The organism is Occallatibacter sp., from assembly GCF_036502485.1.
GTDB lineage: Bacteria > Acidobacteriota > Terriglobia > Terriglobales > Acidobacteriaceae > Telmatobacter.
This window is the reverse complement of the sequence record NZ_DASXYM010000146.1, coordinates 32,971-48,364: the sequence shown is the minus strand read 5'-3', so window position 1 is coordinate 48,364 and position 15,394 is coordinate 32,971. Positions and strand designations below refer to the sequence as shown.

General features: G+C 62.5%; 12 protein-coding genes and 1 pseudogene. 7 read left to right on the top strand and 6 right to left on the bottom strand.

What is annotated here, in order from left to right; genetic code table 11:
- Positions 1-264: 264 nt before the first annotated feature.
- Both VGL22_RS18560 and VGL22_RS18555 read left to right on the top strand, forming a co-directional pair.
- Complete coding sequence (locus tag VGL22_RS18560) at positions 265-810, top strand: YfiT family bacillithiol transferase (RefSeq protein ID WP_465268441.1); 546 nt, start codon at positions 265-267, stop codon at positions 808-810.
- Between the two features lie 4 nt (positions 811-814).
- Positions 815-2,434, top strand: coding sequence for a hypothetical protein (locus VGL22_RS18555; protein WP_465268440.1), 1,620 nt, complete (start codon positions 815-817; stop codon positions 2,432-2,434).
- 33 nt (positions 2,435-2,467) lie between these two features.
- On the opposite strand, the gene VGL22_RS18550 is transcribed toward VGL22_RS18555, so the two are convergent.
- Entirely contained in the window at positions 2,468-3,472 is a 1,005-nt protein-coding gene (locus VGL22_RS18550) for an alpha/beta fold hydrolase (protein ID WP_465268439.1), read from the bottom strand.
- A 64-nt stretch (positions 3,473-3,536) separates the two neighbouring features.
- Complete coding sequence (locus VGL22_RS18545) at positions 3,537-4,115, bottom strand: cupin (protein WP_465268438.1); 579 nt, start codon at positions 4,113-4,115, stop codon at positions 3,537-3,539.
- A 372-nt stretch (positions 4,116-4,487) separates the two neighbouring features.
- Between VGL22_RS18545 and VGL22_RS18540 the strand changes: the two genes are divergently transcribed.
- Positions 4,488-5,114, top strand: a complete 627-nt coding sequence (locus VGL22_RS18540; protein ID WP_465268437.1) for a DUF1349 domain-containing protein — start codon at positions 4,488-4,490, stop codon at positions 5,112-5,114.
- 117 nt (positions 5,115-5,231) lie between these two features.
- The gene (rpsT, locus tag VGL22_RS18535) at positions 5,232-5,507 is read left to right on the top strand and encodes a 30S ribosomal protein S20 (protein ID WP_465268436.1); all 276 of its coding nucleotides are present in this window, start codon (positions 5,232-5,234) and stop codon (positions 5,505-5,507) included.
- A 91-nt stretch (positions 5,508-5,598) separates the two neighbouring features.
- On the opposite strand, the gene VGL22_RS18530 is transcribed toward rpsT, so the two are convergent.
- Positions 5,599-6,207, bottom strand: a complete 609-nt coding sequence (locus tag VGL22_RS18530) for a DsbA family protein (RefSeq protein ID WP_465268435.1) — start codon at positions 6,205-6,207, stop codon at positions 5,599-5,601.
- A 130-nt stretch (positions 6,208-6,337) separates the two neighbouring features.
- Between VGL22_RS18530 and VGL22_RS18525 the strand changes: the two genes are divergently transcribed.
- On the top strand, positions 6,338-6,751 hold the full coding sequence (locus VGL22_RS18525; RefSeq protein ID WP_465268434.1) for a vitamin K epoxide reductase family protein: 414 nt from the start codon (positions 6,338-6,340) through the stop codon (positions 6,749-6,751).
- Positions 6,752-7,767: 1,016 nt separating this feature from the next.
- On the opposite strand, the gene VGL22_RS18520 is transcribed toward VGL22_RS18525, so the two are convergent.
- Positions 7,768-8,952, bottom strand: a complete 1,185-nt coding sequence (locus VGL22_RS18520; protein ID WP_465268433.1) for a thiolase family protein — start codon at positions 8,950-8,952, stop codon at positions 7,768-7,770.
- Between the two features lie 193 nt (positions 8,953-9,145).
- A pseudogene (locus VGL22_RS18515) lies at positions 9,146-9,454 on the bottom strand (DUF5597 domain-containing protein); the annotation flags it as partial.
- 1,501 nt (positions 9,455-10,955) lie between these two features.
- Here VGL22_RS18515 and VGL22_RS18510 point away from each other — a divergent pair.
- Positions 10,956-12,224 carry a carboxypeptidase regulatory-like domain-containing protein gene (locus VGL22_RS18510; RefSeq protein ID WP_465268432.1) on the top strand — a complete coding sequence of 423 codons (1,269 nt, stop codon included), beginning with the start codon at positions 10,956-10,958 and terminating at the stop codon, positions 12,222-12,224.
- 156 nt (positions 12,225-12,380) lie between these two features.
- Here the strand turns inward: VGL22_RS18510 and VGL22_RS18505 are convergent, their stop codons facing one another.
- Complete coding sequence (locus VGL22_RS18505) at positions 12,381-13,208, bottom strand: hypothetical protein (RefSeq protein WP_465268431.1); 828 nt, start codon at positions 13,206-13,208, stop codon at positions 12,381-12,383.
- Between the two features lie 381 nt (positions 13,209-13,589).
- Between VGL22_RS18505 and VGL22_RS18500 the strand changes: the two genes are divergently transcribed.
- Positions 13,590-15,359 (top strand): mechanosensitive ion channel family protein, encoded by a 1,770-nt coding sequence (locus tag VGL22_RS18500; protein WP_465268430.1) that lies wholly within the window; start codon positions 13,590-13,592, stop codon positions 15,357-15,359.
- The last annotated feature ends 35 nt before the right edge of the window (positions 15,360-15,394 follow it).

Below are 15,394 nucleotides of genomic sequence, written 5' to 3'. Positions count from 1 at the left end.
CAATTCGACCAGTGCTACTCTCAACCCATGAAGAAGCTTGTGCTCGCTGCCTTCGTGCTGATGCTGGTTGCGCCGGCGGCCTTCGCCACCACCCGCCACCATCATCGCGCCCATCTAACCCCCACCGCCCACCACCACCGCACCCACCACCACAATCACCACCGTCCCGCATAAACCGGCGCCCGGCCCCGGGCGGCAACTGCAGGAGCCGGCGCCACCCCACCCACCACTCTTCCGCTCTCCCCGGCGTGATAGGTTCGTGCCATGACACAACCCGTCCCCGACACCCTGTCCGCTCTTGAAGACCTCCGTTATCCGGTCGGCCGCTTCAACGCCGCCGCGGCTGCTTCGCGCGCCCAGCAGATCGACACCCTCCGCCAGCTTCCCGCCAATCTCCGCGCTGCCGTCTCCGGCCTCGATGACGCCCAGCTCGACACCCCCTACCGCGACGGCGGCTGGACCGTCCGCCAGCTCGTGCATCACATCGCCGACAGCCACGCCAACGCCTACATCCGCTTCAAGCTGGCGCTCACCGAAGACTCGCCCACCATCAAGCCCTACGACGAAGCCGCCTGGGCCAATCTGCCCGACAGCCGCCTGCCCATCGACACCTCTCTCGCCCTCACTGAGGCCATCCACACCCGCCTCGTCACCCTGCTCGAGTCCCTCTCCGACGCCGACTATCAGAAGACCTTCCGCCATCCCGAACGCGGCACCGTCTCGCTGACCACCAACCTGGCCATGTATGACTGGCACGCGCGCCACCACACCGCCCACATCACCCGCCTCCGCCAGCGGATGGGCTGGTAGAGCCATGAGAAAGGGCCCTTCGCCCGAACGGCCCTCTGCCGCCCCAGCCGCTGACGAGTCCTCGCCCGCGCAGTTCGCAAAAGACATCGAATCCTACCTCGCCGAGCACCCCGCCGCCGCCATCCTTGAAGACGGACGCGTGGCCTTCGACATGCGCACCGCCAAGTACTCCGTCGCCGAATCCCACAGCCGCTGCGTCCTCCAGCTCTGGAGCGACGAGCGCAACCTCGTCCGCACCGTCGTCTCCGTGCAGCCTCGCGCCGCCTGCCTCCGCATCACTACCCGCCGCCTCGGCGCGCCCCGGCCGGAGACCCTCGAGATCGTCCCCAGCCGTGACATCCGCACCCCCACCGCCCGCGCGTCCGAACGCCGCAATTACCAGCGCCTGCTCGAACGCATCCTCTCCCGCACCTTCATCGGCAGCAAGGTCGAAGGCATGCGCTCCGCCATGGACCTCGAGCACAGCTTCGGCCCCGCTTACACCCGCGGCCGGCTCCTCAAAGGAACCGCCGCCGATGCCGTCATCGGCGTGGGAGCAAATGAGTCCGGCGCCACCATCGACGGCGTCCTCACAATCGGCCTGCTCTGGCTCGATTACTGCCGCCAGCACGCCGACACCCGCCGCCACTTCGGCGGCCTCAAAATCGTCGTGCCTGAAGGAGCCTGGCGCACCACCGCCGAGCGCATGGCCTGGCTCAACCACGCCGCCGCCGATTTCCAGCTCTTCACCCTCGACGAGCGCAGCGAAGAATTCGCTCCCGTCGACTTCCGCGACACCGGCAACTTCAAGTCCCGCCTCGTCCAGGCCTTCTCCGTCCCCGACGCCATCGCCCGCTGCCGCGCCGGCATCGACCGCGTCCTCAACCTGCTCCCGCCCGCGTTCCGCGATCATGTGGAGCTCTACTCCCGCTCCGCCACCCAGGTCAGCCTGCTGCTCCATGGCCTCGACTTCGCCCGCGTCCGTCATGGCGTCGCCGCCGGGTCCTTCGATCGGGTGGACGAAGTCACCTTCGGCGCCGGCGCCAACGAGACTCCGCTCAACCTGGAAACCGAGCCCCTCTGCCGCGATCTCCTCACCCGCCTCTTCCGGAGCCGCTACCCCGACGGCACCCACGCCGACCCGCTCTTCCGCCTCCAGCCCGAACGCTGGCTGGAATCGCGCCTGCGCGCCGGCATGGCCGGCCTCCTGCCCGGCTTCCGCAACGACCTGGTCTACTCCCAGGTCCCCGCCCTCACCAGCGGCGATCGCGGCATGCTCGACCTCCTCACCCTCGACCGCAACAGCCGCCTTGTCGTCATGGAGCTCAAAGCCGACGAAGACCTCCACCTCCCCATGCAGGCCCTCGACTACTGGATCCGCGTCCGCGCCCTGAACGACGACCGCACCCCCGGCCCTGCCGGACGTCCCCTCTCCGCCTTCGAGCGCGCCGGCTACTTCCCCGGCACTGAGGTATCCCCCCTCCCCCCCCGCCTTCTCCTCGCCGCACCCGCCCTCCGCATCCATCCCGCCAACCAACCCGTGCTGCGCTACCTCTCCCCCCAGATCGAGTGGGAGCTGGTCGCCGTCGCCGAACATTGGCGCCGCGAGCTGAAGATCGTGTTTCGCAAAAGGAGCGGAGAATAGTCTGTCGAGTACGATCCGGACGGGAGCCTGCGGCTACTTCAACAGCGCAGCGAATCCGCGAATCTCGTTCAACACCTCCGCCTCCCGGCTCAGAAATACATAGTGATGCGCCCCTGCCAGCACAATCACCCGGTCCGCGGGAAACGCCTCCCGCACCGCCCCGATCTGCTCGGTCTCAAGAGCGGTCAAATTGGCGATGAACCTTCGGCCATCCTCCTGCACTTTCCTATCCGCATTGTTCTCAACCCAGGGGCCGAGGCTGTGCGGACTCGCATAGATGAAGCAGGCAGGCACCGGAATCTGCGTGTACTTCTTCCCGGACGACAAGACCGCCATCAGCATCGAACCACCCGGCTGTGCAATGCCATCACCCACCCGCCCGAACCACCTCGCCTTGCGCTGTGCTCGAAACTCGGCTTCTGGCACTGAAAACCCGTCGATGCGCGCCACATAATTCCGATACGCCTGAAAACTGGCCAGATCCGCTTTTTGGGGTCCCGGGGGCTGCGGCGCCTGCAGCTTCATCATCTGCATCACGTCCGCGCCCTTGCCATTGTCGAACGCATAGGAGTATCCCGAGTCGAGGTAAATCAGCCCTGCCAGACGCTGCGGATACCGGCTTGCAACTGAGCTCATCTCCAGCCCGGCAAAGGAGTGGCCGACCAGTATCGGTTTTTCCAGCCTGAGCGCATCCAGCACCTCCAGCACGTCGTCGCCCAGCCGATCGGCGGTGTTGTCATCGTCGCGAAATCCCGATGCGCCGAACCCGCGCCGTGTGATGCCAACCACGTGAAAATCGCCGGTAAGCTTTGGGGCGAATGCATCGAACACGTGCGCAGTATTGCCGCCGCCAGCCAGCAGGACGAGCGGGCGGCCGCTTCCGCCCCAGTTCAGCACCTCGAGCGGCACTCGCTGATCGACGTTCACAAAACGGATGGTGTGCGGCGAAGGATCATGCCAGGGTCCCGAGCACTGCGTAAGAAGTGGAACCAGCAACAACGCGACCAACAGAAAGGCAACAAAGCGCAGCCGAGGCATACCGGTCCTTTCACAACAGCCATTATGGCCTGCGTGCAGCCCTGGTTCCCCATGCCGCCCGGAATCAGGCGGACTTCCAAAGGCGGAGTAATGGCCCTTCCGCCCCATGCACCGGATCCGACTGCGGCCATCCCATCGCTGCCATCCGTTTCACAGCCACCTCATCCGGGGCCGACCGGCAGATATCCCACTGTGCTCCCGGCGGATAGGCCCCGATTACCAGAAAGTCCCCGCTCGCCGAGATCCGGCGATGCCCGGTCCCGGTGGGCAGCACCGCCACATCGCCGGCACGCACCGTAACCTCGCGGCCATTTTCGCCGCCCAGCATGAGCAACGCCCCGCCGCCGGCGAACCCCAGCACCTCATGCGTGGTCGAATGATAGTGGTGGAAATTGTATACGCCATCACGCCATTGCGCAGGCCAGCCGTTGCGCTCGAAGACCCGCTCCATCTCCGCCGCCAGATCTTTCGTGGACGGGTCGAAAGCTCCCCGGTACACCACCACCGGCAGCCGCCTGTTATTGGGCATCCAGCCGTTGCGCCTGAGCACAAAACTCTCCGGCGCGGGCACGGCCGCAATCCCCTTCGATCCCGCCGCCGCTCCCGCCATCGCCGCCATCCGATTGAACGTCCGCCGATCCATCCTGCCCTCCGGACATCGCATAGATCGTTCGATTAGTCTCAGTGCCGAATCCCAGGCGCCGCTTTCGATCTGCGAAATTATGATCCCCTTTTGCCTATCCTGCCCAATATGCCTTTGATGATGATCTCCAGTCGCGAATTCGCGAAAGAGAGGCGCATTTCTTCCATGCTCACGAAGCATTCTCTTTGTTACGGGCTGGTTCGCCTCACTCGCCCTTTCCAGCATGAGGTGCATGCAGACAAGGATCTCGTCAGTGTCTTCTCGTCGAGTTCTTTGTTTGACCTCTCCCGATCACTCGGCTCAGATCTGAGCGGTCACTGTACCGATAGCCTTAGCACCGGCCAGTCCATCGGATATATTAGGTTCACTCTGATGAAGCCCATCCAAGTTGTTCTGTTTCTTGCGCTGTTCGTGAGTGCCGCCGCCGCACAGACCCCGCGCGGCCTCTTCCCCGGCTCTGACGACATCGGCCACACCAAGCCCGGCGCATCGGCCTATGACGCCGCCACAAAGTCCTACCGCGTCACCGGCGGCGGCGCCGACATGTGGTTCGCCGCTGACGATTTCCACCTCACCTGGGTCAAACTCTCCGGGGATGTGACCCTTACAGCCGATGTCGCCTTCACGCCGCAGCCCGCGCAGCCTCTGGCCAAGGCGGTGTTGATCGTGCGCCAGTCGCTCGATCCAAAGTCTGCCTACGCCGACGTCGCCATCCACGCCGACGGCCACATCACCCTCCAGTGGCGCGAGAAGTCCGGGGACCCGACTAAGGACCTGACCGCCCCCGAGCACAAATCCACCACCCTGCGCCTCGAGCGCAAAGGCGACGTCTTCACCGCCTACGCCCGGAAACCCGATGGCAGCCTCGATCCGTTCGCCAGCTACACCGTCCCCATGACCGGCGACGTCTACGTCGGCTTGGGCGTCTGCCCCCACGACGCCAACGGTCTGGCCACCGCGGCATTCTCCAACGTCAAGATCGACCAGCCGAAGCACTAACCCGAAGCCGCCCCACGTTGACCCTGAGCCCCGTTTCCCGTAGACTAAGTAATTGCGAGGGGTGCGGGCGTTACTGCATCTGCACCGCATCATCTCTTTCACAATCAAGGAACAGGAATGGCAAATCACGTTTCGTCGCTCAAGCGCGCCCGTCAAACCGAGACCCGCACCGCCGTTAACCGCGCCAACCGCAGCCGCGTGCGCACCAGCCTGCGCGCTCTCCGCGAAGCGCTGACCAAGGGCGATGCCAAGTTCGCGCAGCAGCAGTACCGCGAGACCGTCTCCACTCTGGATAAGAGCGTGCAGAAGGGCGTGTTCCACAAGAACACCGTCTCCCGCTACAAGAGCCGCCTGAATGCCCGCCTCAAGGCGCTGGTCACCGCTCAGGCCTAAGCTCTTTCAGCTCTTCATCGAACAGCCGGGACTCAGGTCCCGGCTGTTCGTGTTTACGGGCATCGGCGGGCCTCCGTGAAGCCCTCCGGCGCTACTTGTGCTTCGCTGCCGGCGCAGCCTGCTTCGTATCCGCAAGCGCCTGGTCGATCGTGCGGAAGAGGTCTGTCTCGACGTTCTGCACTTCGATGTAAGGTGCGCCTTTGGAGTGCGCCGTCACAATGAACACGGTGGGCGTGTGAGCCACGCCCGTGCGCCGTCCCAGGTCGCTGTCGGCGTTGACCTCGGCCGCCAGTTTGCCCTGCGGATCGACCGAGAAAGGCATCGAAATCCCGTGGCTTTGCGCAAAGTTCCGCGTAAACTGCGCCAGCACCCCGACGTTGTAAATCGACGACTGACTGGCGAAAACAGCGTTTCTGTAGGCATCGCCCAACCCGTTGCCCTTGGTGTCGAACCAGCGCGCGTTCACCGCTGCCACCGGGCTCCACGGATGCGCGGGGATGATGAAATCGTGGCGGACCCACGGGATTTTGTACTGCGCAGCCGCCTGCATGAGCGCCGCATTCGCCCGCGCACAGGCCGGGCACTCCGGATCGCTGAATTCGACGATAGCCACGTTGGCTCCCGCCGGCGGGTGGAGCGCGGAGGCATCCAGAACCTTGGTGGCCTGCGCCGGCAACCGCAGCGCGAACGGCAGGGTCATGGCCAAAGCAAGAGAACAACGCAAGATACGGCGAAACAAAGCGTGCATATCCGCGTAGACGGAATTGCCCGCGCAAAGTCGCGTGGCAAATTCACCTGCTGGTCCATTCTCACGTCGTACCATGTCAACCATGCGTATCGTCATCCTTTTCCTGGCTGTGGCGGGCCTGGTGGTGTCGTACCTGGCCCTGCGCGTCCACTACTCCAACGACGTCGAGCCGTGCGACATCAATGCCCACTGGGATTGCGGCATCGTGAACCATAGCCCTTTCGCCATGATAGGGCCTGTGCCAGTGGCCGCCATCGGCATGGCGGGCTACATCCTGCTGGGCGCCTTGGCCATCATGCGCCGCCGCGCCCTCCTGCTGGCCGCCGCCCTCGTAGGCTTGGGCTTTGCCCTCTACCTCACATATATCGAAAAATTCGTGTTGATGGTCTGGTGTCTTTACTGCGTCATCTCGCAGAGCCTCATCCTCGTTCTGACCCTGCTCGCCGCCGGATGGCTGTGGGCCAGCCGGCGCAGCGGGTCAGTGATCACCGAATAGTAGCTAGGGGCATTGGGGACTGCCTGACAGTTAGTGGCTTGTGGCTAGACCAGATTCTCAGCGGGTCTATCCCCACCTGAGAAGCGGGCTTTGAAACAGGGCACGACTTAAGTGGTCATTGAAAACACGTAAGCTATTGATTCTGCAATGTCCTAAATAGCTGAGAAGTCCACAAAGTCCAAGTCATTAGCACAAATTGGCACAAGAACCGGCATTGAACGGCTTCGTGCATTGTCCGAAACTTCCGACTTGGCGACGACTCGCCCCCCAGCGGTTTTGTACAATGCGATTGTCAATCCTTCCATCGCGTATAGGGGCCTTCAATGCACAGACGTTCTCTGTGGTCGCAAGTGATAACCAAAGAAGACAGGCAAATGCGTCTCGGATGGCGAGGAGTGCTGTGGGTTATGTTCGGCACTGTCCTTCTAGCCATCCCTTTCGTGTATTGGGGGAGATTCGATCTTGCTCTTCCGTCTTTTGTGTCGGCTGCGATGCTTGCCCTCGCCATCGCGATGAGATGGAAGCTGAGGCGGCATACTTGGTTTTGGATCGCGATGGCGTTTCTCGCGGCTCTCCACCTTCCATTCATCTTGTTTGTTCCTTGGACAACCAAGTGGATTCCCGCTGTCGTGATTGCACCATTCGGCGTACTCGATCTACACGCAATGCTCTGGACTCTCGCCGTCGTCGGGAAATACAGGGAGGGGTTAACGGCAGCCCAGATGTGAGCGCCATTGGCCGTTCCGGTCGAGTAACCGCCGATGCGGAAGTCTCGGCGCCCGAAGTTATTCGGTGTGAGGCACCCACCTTGTGAACGCCCATAGCACAGAATTAGCACGAAAAACGAGAGGCATTTGTAAGCGATTGATTCTACTAGGCGTGCGACCCTATATTTGTACCAGGGCACGACTTCAGTCGTGCCAAACGATGCTTTCTCAAGCGGTTTGGGCTTTAGCCCCTGCAACAGACGGTTGGGGCCGGAGACTACTTCCCACCTGACCACATGACCACCCTTATCACCTCAGCCGCTCGAAAATCCCCGCTGCGCCCATGCCTCCGCCCACGCACATCGTAACCATGCCGTAGCGCGCGTTGCGGCGGTCCATTTCAGACAGCAGGGTCGCCGTCAGTTTGGATCCGGTGCAGCCCAGCGGATGCCCCAGCGCGATCGCCCCGCCGTTCACGTTCACCTTCTCGGGATCGATGCCAAGGGTGCGGATCACTGCCAGCGCCTGCGCGGCAAAAGCTTCGTTCAGTTCGATCAGATCGATGTCTTCGAGCTTCAGCCCCGCAATCTTCAGTGCCTTGGGAATCGCAAAAATGGGACCGACGCCCATCTCTTCCGGCAGGCAGCCGGTGGCTGCATAGGCCACCAGGCGCGCCCGCGGCTCGACGCCTAGTTCCTGCGCTCGGCCTGACTCCATCAGCACCACAGCCGCTGCCCCATCGGAGGTCTGCGAGGCATTGCCCGCCGTTACCGTTCCATTGATATGAAAAACCGGCCTGAGCTTGGCCAGCGCCTCGGCAGACGTGTCGGCGCGCGGCCCCTCATCGGCGTCGAACAGGTTCTCTTCGATGCGCGGCTTGCCGGCCTTGTCGGTCGGTCGTGCGGTGGTCACGGTCACGGGAACGATCTCGTCGGCAAAGCGGCCCGACTCGCGCGCAGCAACCGCCCTCTGATGGCTGCGCAGCGCAAACGCGTCCTGATCCTCGCGGCTGATGTTGTAGTGCTTCGCCACGCGCTCCGCCGTCAGCCCCATGGTGAGGAGAGAAGCGGGATAGTGCTCGGCCAGCCAGGGATTGGGGCTGGGCTTCGCGCCGCCCATGGGAATCATCGACATGGACTCCGCGCCCCCGGCCAGCACCACCTTCTCGCCCCCAGCGCGAATCCGCATATCGGCCAGCGCGATTGCCTCCAGTCCCGAGGAGCAGAGCCGATTCACCGTCACGCCAGGAACCTCGATGGGCAGCCCTGCACGCAGCGCGGCAAATCGGGCAATGTTGAACCCGGCCTCGCCCTCCGGCTGCGCGCACCCCAAAATCACGTCTTCTACTTCAGCTTTGTCCAGGGTTGGAACCCGCGCCAGTGCGCCGTTCAGTGCAATGGCCGCGAGATCGTCGGGGCGCGTGGTGGCCAGCGCCCCCTTCGGAGCCCGGCCAACAGGAGTGCGAACGGCGCTGACAAGAACGGCTTCAGCCATGGGAAGTCCTCGGGGAGCGATGCAAGACACATCGCGGAATTGAAGTATCGCGCGCTGCCCTGCAGCCGGGCAAATTCCCCATCGAACCTCAGAACGCGTTCATGCTCACCCGCACCACTTCAGGCTTCTCATGAAATGTCACGCCACGGTCGGTCTCGTCGCCGTTGAGCTGCCTCTGCGGTTTCCATTCCCCGTTCTCATACGTGCCTAGCTCCGCCGTCAGAATCTCGCTGTGGATCCACGGCAGTTTCCCCGGCAGATGAAAGGTCACGCTGGCATCGACGCCCGTGACCAGGAACTCGTTCTTGCTCAGTCGCGCGATGAGGATCGATCCGTGCGCGTCCTTGGTGCCCGGCGCGTGGCGCCCGTCGGGCTGGGGAAAGCCGAACGCGGCCGTGGCCTGCCAGTCGCCGAAATCGACTTCCTGCTCCGTGTTGCCGGGCTCCTCCACCGCGGTCTTCACGTTGCCTTCAAACTCCCACTGTGCGATTTCGCGGCTCATGGGCCCGATCAGCGCGAAGTTGCGGGCATGGGCGGAAAAGGGCTCGTCGCCCAGGATGTTCCAGCCGGACTGGTCCACGCCAAATGGCGCGAAGCAGACCGCCCCGTCGCCCAACGCGTAGAAGAAGAACTTGGCGAAATTGTCGCCGCGGCCAGTCTCCGGAATCCACAGCGCATTGTCCGGGCGCCTGTAGGCCTGCAGCACGCTGCGATAAAAGCCCGAGTCGTCGCTGTAAATGTCCGGACCGATAGCGTCGAGCGACGGGGCCAGCGTGCGCCACATTGCCACCCACTTCTGCACCGGTCCACCGCTGGGATACTGCACGCCGGGGATGGCGATCTGCCGCTGCGGCAACTCGGCCGCCGGATAGCTGAGCCACACGTTCGCGTAGAGCGGAATGTCGAACTCGCGCTTGCCGGCCGCGGCAATCTCGTTGATGTACTTCGCCTGGTAGTACACCTGGAAGGCTTCGTCCGCGTCGCCGCCGAACACCTCGCGCCAAGTCCCGGCCTGCTTGTGCGCCGCTGCGACCATGTCGGCGGGAGCCGCGCCCGCGATGAGTTTGTTGGCTTCAGGAGAGTTGTCGCGCACGCTGCCCACGTTGCCTGACTCGTTCTCCACCTGCACCATCAGCACCGTGTGTCGGTCGGCGTCGATCTGCTTCAGGTGCCGCATCAGGGCGGTGAAGGCAGCCTTGTCGGCTTCGAGTGTATTGCGGCCCAGCGGCGAGAGCACGTCGATCGGTTCGCCGTCAGGGCGAATTACCCGCGGAAACCGCTTGCTATCGGTCTTCACCCACGACGGCACGTAATGCATGTTGCCGTTCTTCCACGTGCCGAACCACAGCAGAACCACCCGCAAATTGTGAGCGCGCGCGCCCTCGACAATCTGGTCCACGTTGGCAAAGTCAAACTGGCCCGGCCGCGCCTCTATCTGTTCCCAGTAGACCGGCGCTTCAACCGTATTGGCGTGCAGCGCCTCCATCGATTTCCATACCTGCGGCAGTTCGCTGGGCCACCCGCTGGAGTTGTGAATCTGTCCGCCGAGCGCGAGGTAGGGTTTGCCATCGACAAACAGGGCCCAGCGGCCGTCCTTCTGGACGAAGTGCGGGGAGCTGCCGGCGGGCTGATCGGCTGCGCGGGCTGGAGGCGCGGCAAGAGCGGCAGCCAACAGCAGGAGGGGAAAGCAAAGGCGGAGCTTGCACATGGAGATTTTCCTTCTCCCGCAATGTATACGTTTACTACTCCCCGTTCAATGCTTTTGCTGCAGCGCCTGCGGAACCTGGCTCCGCTAACCGCGAAAAACTGAGCCACATCGCCGGAGTTCTGCCGTTGGGCGGTACCGCGCGCCGCGTCGTGAACGCCCGATATCGCAATCTGGTTTCGCGGGTAGCCGGAGACTCCCTGGAACCCTCGGTGTCACCTATTGCCAGTGGCGCTGCCGGGCGAAAACCGGGACAATAACGTATATCGAAAGATTCCTCGAGAGGATGGACTAAGCATTGCTGGTTGGCCGAAAACTTGTCGGCGGAGCGAGCCGCAAGAAGTACGGCAAGGTGTGCCGAATGTGTTTTGGCGGGAGCCCCATCTGCCTTTTCCCGCGAAAAGCTCTTTGGGTTTGTCTTCTGATCCTCGGCATTCCCCTCCCGACCCCCCGCGCGCTTGCCCAGGAGCAGCCGCCCGGTCCGGCGACGACCGCAAAGAACGCTCCTTCCGCTCTCCAGACACCGCCCACCGCCCCTGATCTCCCCGCTGAAGTCTCCGGCAATCAGCAGGTTGCCGCAGAAAGCCCCTCGGAGGCAGGTAAAAACCAGGACGCAGCGCAGCCCGCTCAATCTCCCCCCCTTCCCACTGCCTCGACTTGCATCGTCAGCGGCACGATCACAGACGTGAACGGAAGCATCGTGCCGGGCGCGAACGTCGTTCTTGAAGGCGCGCAGCGCGAGGATCGCCGCACTACCATCGCGGACCAGACGGGCGCCTTCCAGTTTTACGGACTTAAGGCCGGAATACCGTATCAAGTGACGATCGTCGCCGAAGGTCTGGAAGACTGGAAATCGCCAACCATCCTGCTCGAGCCAGGGCGATACTTCCTCCTGACGGACATCAAGCTGAAGGTCTCGCGCTTAGTCACTTCAGTGCGGGTCTACGCGGATCAGGAGCAGATCGCGACAGAGCAAGTACAGATCGCGGAAAAACAGCGAATCTTCGGCGTCATCCCGAATTTCTATGTCACCTACGATCCAAACCCGGTGCCCCTCACGACAAAACTGAAGTACAAGCTCGCCCTCAAAGCGGATACCGATGTCATGACCTTCGTCGGGGTGGCATTCATGTCGGCCCTTTATCAGGCCGGAGACATCCCCAACTACGGCCAGGGTTGGGACGCGTATGGAAAACGAGTGGCCGCCGGATATGCCGATACCACCTCCGATATCTTTCTGGGAGGCGCCATCCTGCCGTCGTTGCTGCATCAGGACCCGCGCTACTTTTACCAGGGCGCCGGCACCACGAAGTCTCGTATGATCCACGCCCTCTCCAGTCCATTCATCTGCAGGGGAGACAATGGGAAAAACCAGGTGAACTTCTCCAGCATGGGAGGCGATCTGGCCTCGGGAGCTCTCTCCAACCTCTACTATCCGCAGTCGGACCGCGGCCCCGGTCTCGTCTTTCTCGGTTTTGGAGTCACCACGGGCGTCCGCGCGGTCAACGCAGTGCTGCAGGAGTTCGTCCTGCGCAAGCTGTCGCCGAGCGCCCGAAGCAAGCATTAGGGCCTGGGCGCGCCGGCGGCCCCTTGCTCCTGGATCTGGTGATCGCGGCCGTGAGTCGCGTCTTTTTTCAGGAGCTTGCGCGAGATGTCAGGCTAGAACTCTTGAAACATCGACCCCGCTGCCCCCGTCGCCGTCACGATCATGGCACTCGTGCCGTCACGGGTGATGTCTCAGGTGCGCGGCAATATCCGGCCAGAACTCCCGGAATGTGTTAGTTGCAGCATCACGCATCAAGGCATAGGCGTACTTTTCCGCAACCGAGCCTACCGTGCGGTCGGTGCTCGGATAGTACGTCGTCGAAATGCCCTGAGCGATACCCCGTCCCAGCAATTCCGATGCGTTGATGGTGTCGTGACCGTTGTAGTCGGGCGTAATCAGGATGCGGCTGGCCGCATACACGCCGCGCTTGAACTTTGGCCCCTCCCCCTTGGTATAGAACCGGGTGTCCTCGTGAAAAACCGTAGGCAGGGCGAAGATCACCCAGTAGTTGCCATCGGTCTTGTCCACGAACCCGCGCCAGTAGTAGCCCCAGAATCCCGGAACGCCTTTGCCCAGCTTGGGATGTGCGTCCTGCCCCTCGGCAATGAGCGAAGTAACACCGACAAAGACGAACGACGAGTAATCGAAGCTGTTCTGGGTAGCGATCTTGAACGCCTGCTTCGGCCCGGGCGGAGGCGGAATGGCGCCCGCGCTCACCGCTCGGTAATTGGGCATGATCCCGAGAATACGCTTCGGCTGCTGCTTCCCGGTGGGAACCGACTTGTTCGCGGCGCGATCGGTGGTGTCTGGGTCTTTTTCGGTCTGCCCCACCGGCTTCTGTGCGTCAGGAGCGTTTGGAAGGCTCGCCAGACTGCTGGACTCGCCGGCGGAATCCGCCACCGCCGCAACAGCAAATGTAAAAGGGTGAGAGGTTTGCGCGGCAGAACCGGCGCTCAAAATCGTCCAGAGCACAGCGGCACAGCTATAAGGAAGAAAACGAATCAACAATGAGATTCCTCGTGGAACCCGTGTTGCCCCTGACCAGACTCAAGGCCTGACGGACCGCTCAGCAAGGCTGTCCTTAACCCGGCGCGAATAGGCCGAGACCGACACCGATGCAGTGGACCAGGGCAACGCGGGAAAATCTCCCGAAGGCGCATTCCCGCGCCGGAGGGGACGTGTCCCGGCCGTTAAATTCCCGGCGGGCACACTCGTTAGACGCAGAAAGAAGCCGTGAGAGGCAGGATTGTTTCGCCGGGCGACCGGCGAAGCTTCGGCGGCCGCCTCGCCAAGTACCGTAAATCCTTCCAGTTGCATTGGTGACGGCCACCCCCTACCATGATCGCGCGTCGGGGAGTCCCGGTTGGCCCAGGCGGGAGGTAGGTTGTGATCAACAGAGTTCGCGGTATTGCGATCACACTGGTGCTGCTGACAGCGATTTGCCCCTGGTTGACCAGTCAGACGCCCGATCGGGGCACCGCAGCGCAGGCGCCGCCCGCGCCGGCGGCAGCAGACACCCAACCCGGTTCACCAGCGCCCCAGGGTGCCGCAGAACCCATCGCACCGGTAACGCTCAGCGGTGAGACCGTCTTCACCGTCGGCAACATCCTCTCCTATCGCGCGGACACCCGCGCAGCCGCGATCAGCCTGCGCATCGAGGATCTCGAAAAAGACATCCTCTTCAACCCTGACTCGATCGCCGTGAGTGAGGCAGAGTTTGGCTCCAACATCATGGGCGGCGATCTGATCATCATGAGTGTGACAGACCTTGACGCCCGGGCCGCCGGAACCACCCGCCATGACCTGGCTCAGAATTATGCACAACGAATCGCTGCGGCAATAAAGAACACCCGGGAAGAGCGCAGCACCCGCCGCAGGATCCAGGACACGGCAGAGGCATTCGGCTGCACGGTCATCTTCATCGCACTCCTGTGGCTCATGGCGAAGATCTTCCCGCGCCTGTACGCGAAAATCGAGTCCTGGCAAGGCACAAAGATCCCTTCACTGCGGATTCAGCAGTTTGAACTGATGGCGGCTGAGCGCATGGCGCGCATGGCAGTCGATTTCGTCAGGCTGGCGCGCGTGGCCCTCACTCTGTGCCTTCTTTACTTCTATGCATCGCTGGTGCTGGGCTTCTTTCCCTTTACGCGCGGATATGCAAGGGCACTGCTGGGATGGGTGTTCGCTCCTCTCAAGATGATAGGAACTTCACTCCTTGCTTATCTGCCGGAGCTGTTCTTCGCTGCGGTGATCCTCACGGTGGCCTATGCCGTGATTAAAGTGATTCACGTCATCTTCAGCGAGATTGGCAAAGGAACCATCCGCTTCGCAAAGTTCTACCCGGAATGGGCGGAGCCGACGTTCAACATTCTGCGCCTCCTGATTCTGGCGCTCACCGCGGTTGTGGTCTTCCCCTATCTGCCGGGATCCAGTTCACCGGCATTTCGTGGGATCTCCATCTTTGTCGGCGTGCTGTTTTCGCTCGGCTCCACATCTGCGGTAGCCAACGTCGTATCGGGCGTAATCCTCACTTACATGCGCGCCTTCCATCCCGGCGAACGCGTCCGCATCGACGATACAGTCGGCGATGTGATCGAGAAGAATCTGCTGATTACACGCCTGCGGACCATCAAGAACGAGGAAGTGACCATCTCCAACGCGAGCGTGCTTGGCAGTCAAATCGTGAATTACAGTTCCATGGCGCAGACGCAGGGCCTCATCCTCCACACGTCCGTCACCATTGGCTACAACGCGCCGTGGCGGACCGTGCACGCGCTGCTCATTGACGCGGCTCTTGGCACCGAACATATTCTCCGCGACCCTGCGCCCTTCGTCTGGCAGACCGCGCTGAATGACTTCTACGTGCAGTACGAGATCAATGCATACACTGACAATGCCAACAAGATGTTCGATATCTATGCCGAGCTGAACGCGAATATTCAGGACAAGTTCAACGAAGGCGGCGTGGAGATCATGTCTCCGCACTACACCTCGGTTCGCGACGGCAACCGGGTGACGATCCCCGAGAGCCATCTGCCGGAGGACTATGCGGCGCCCGTGTTTCGACTGGGACTCAACCAGCCAGACGGCGTCACTGGCATCAACGGACGCTCCCCATCGCGCACAACCCGGATGCGTCCGGCAGTGAAGCCCTGAGGGCGCTCCCGCTAAGGAACGGCGCATCCCTCCTT

Coding starts and splice junctions, on each gene's coding strand:
- VGL22_RS18560 (WP_465268441.1), top strand. CDS start 265: ATGACACAACCCGTCCCCGACACCCTGTCCGCTCTTGAAGACCTCCGT.
- VGL22_RS18555 (WP_465268440.1), top strand. CDS start 815: ATGAGAAAGGGCCCTTCGCCCGAACGGCCCTCTGCCGCCCCAGCCGCT.
- VGL22_RS18550 (WP_465268439.1), bottom strand. CDS start 3,472: ATGCCTCGGCTGCGCTTTGTTGCCTTTCTGTTGGTCGCGTTGTTGCTG.
- VGL22_RS18545 (WP_465268438.1), bottom strand. CDS start 4,115: ATGGATCGGCGGACGTTCAATCGGATGGCGGCGATGGCGGGAGCGGCG.
- VGL22_RS18540 (WP_465268437.1), top strand. CDS start 4,488: ATGAAGCCCATCCAAGTTGTTCTGTTTCTTGCGCTGTTCGTGAGTGCC.
- rpsT (WP_465268436.1), top strand. CDS start 5,232: ATGGCAAATCACGTTTCGTCGCTCAAGCGCGCCCGTCAAACCGAGACC.
- VGL22_RS18530 (WP_465268435.1), bottom strand. CDS start 6,207: ATGACCCTGCCGTTCGCGCTGCGGTTGCCGGCGCAGGCCACCAAGGTT.
- VGL22_RS18525 (WP_465268434.1), top strand. CDS start 6,338: ATGCGTATCGTCATCCTTTTCCTGGCTGTGGCGGGCCTGGTGGTGTCG.
- VGL22_RS18520 (WP_465268433.1), bottom strand. CDS start 8,952: ATGGCTGAAGCCGTTCTTGTCAGCGCCGTTCGCACTCCTGTTGGCCGG.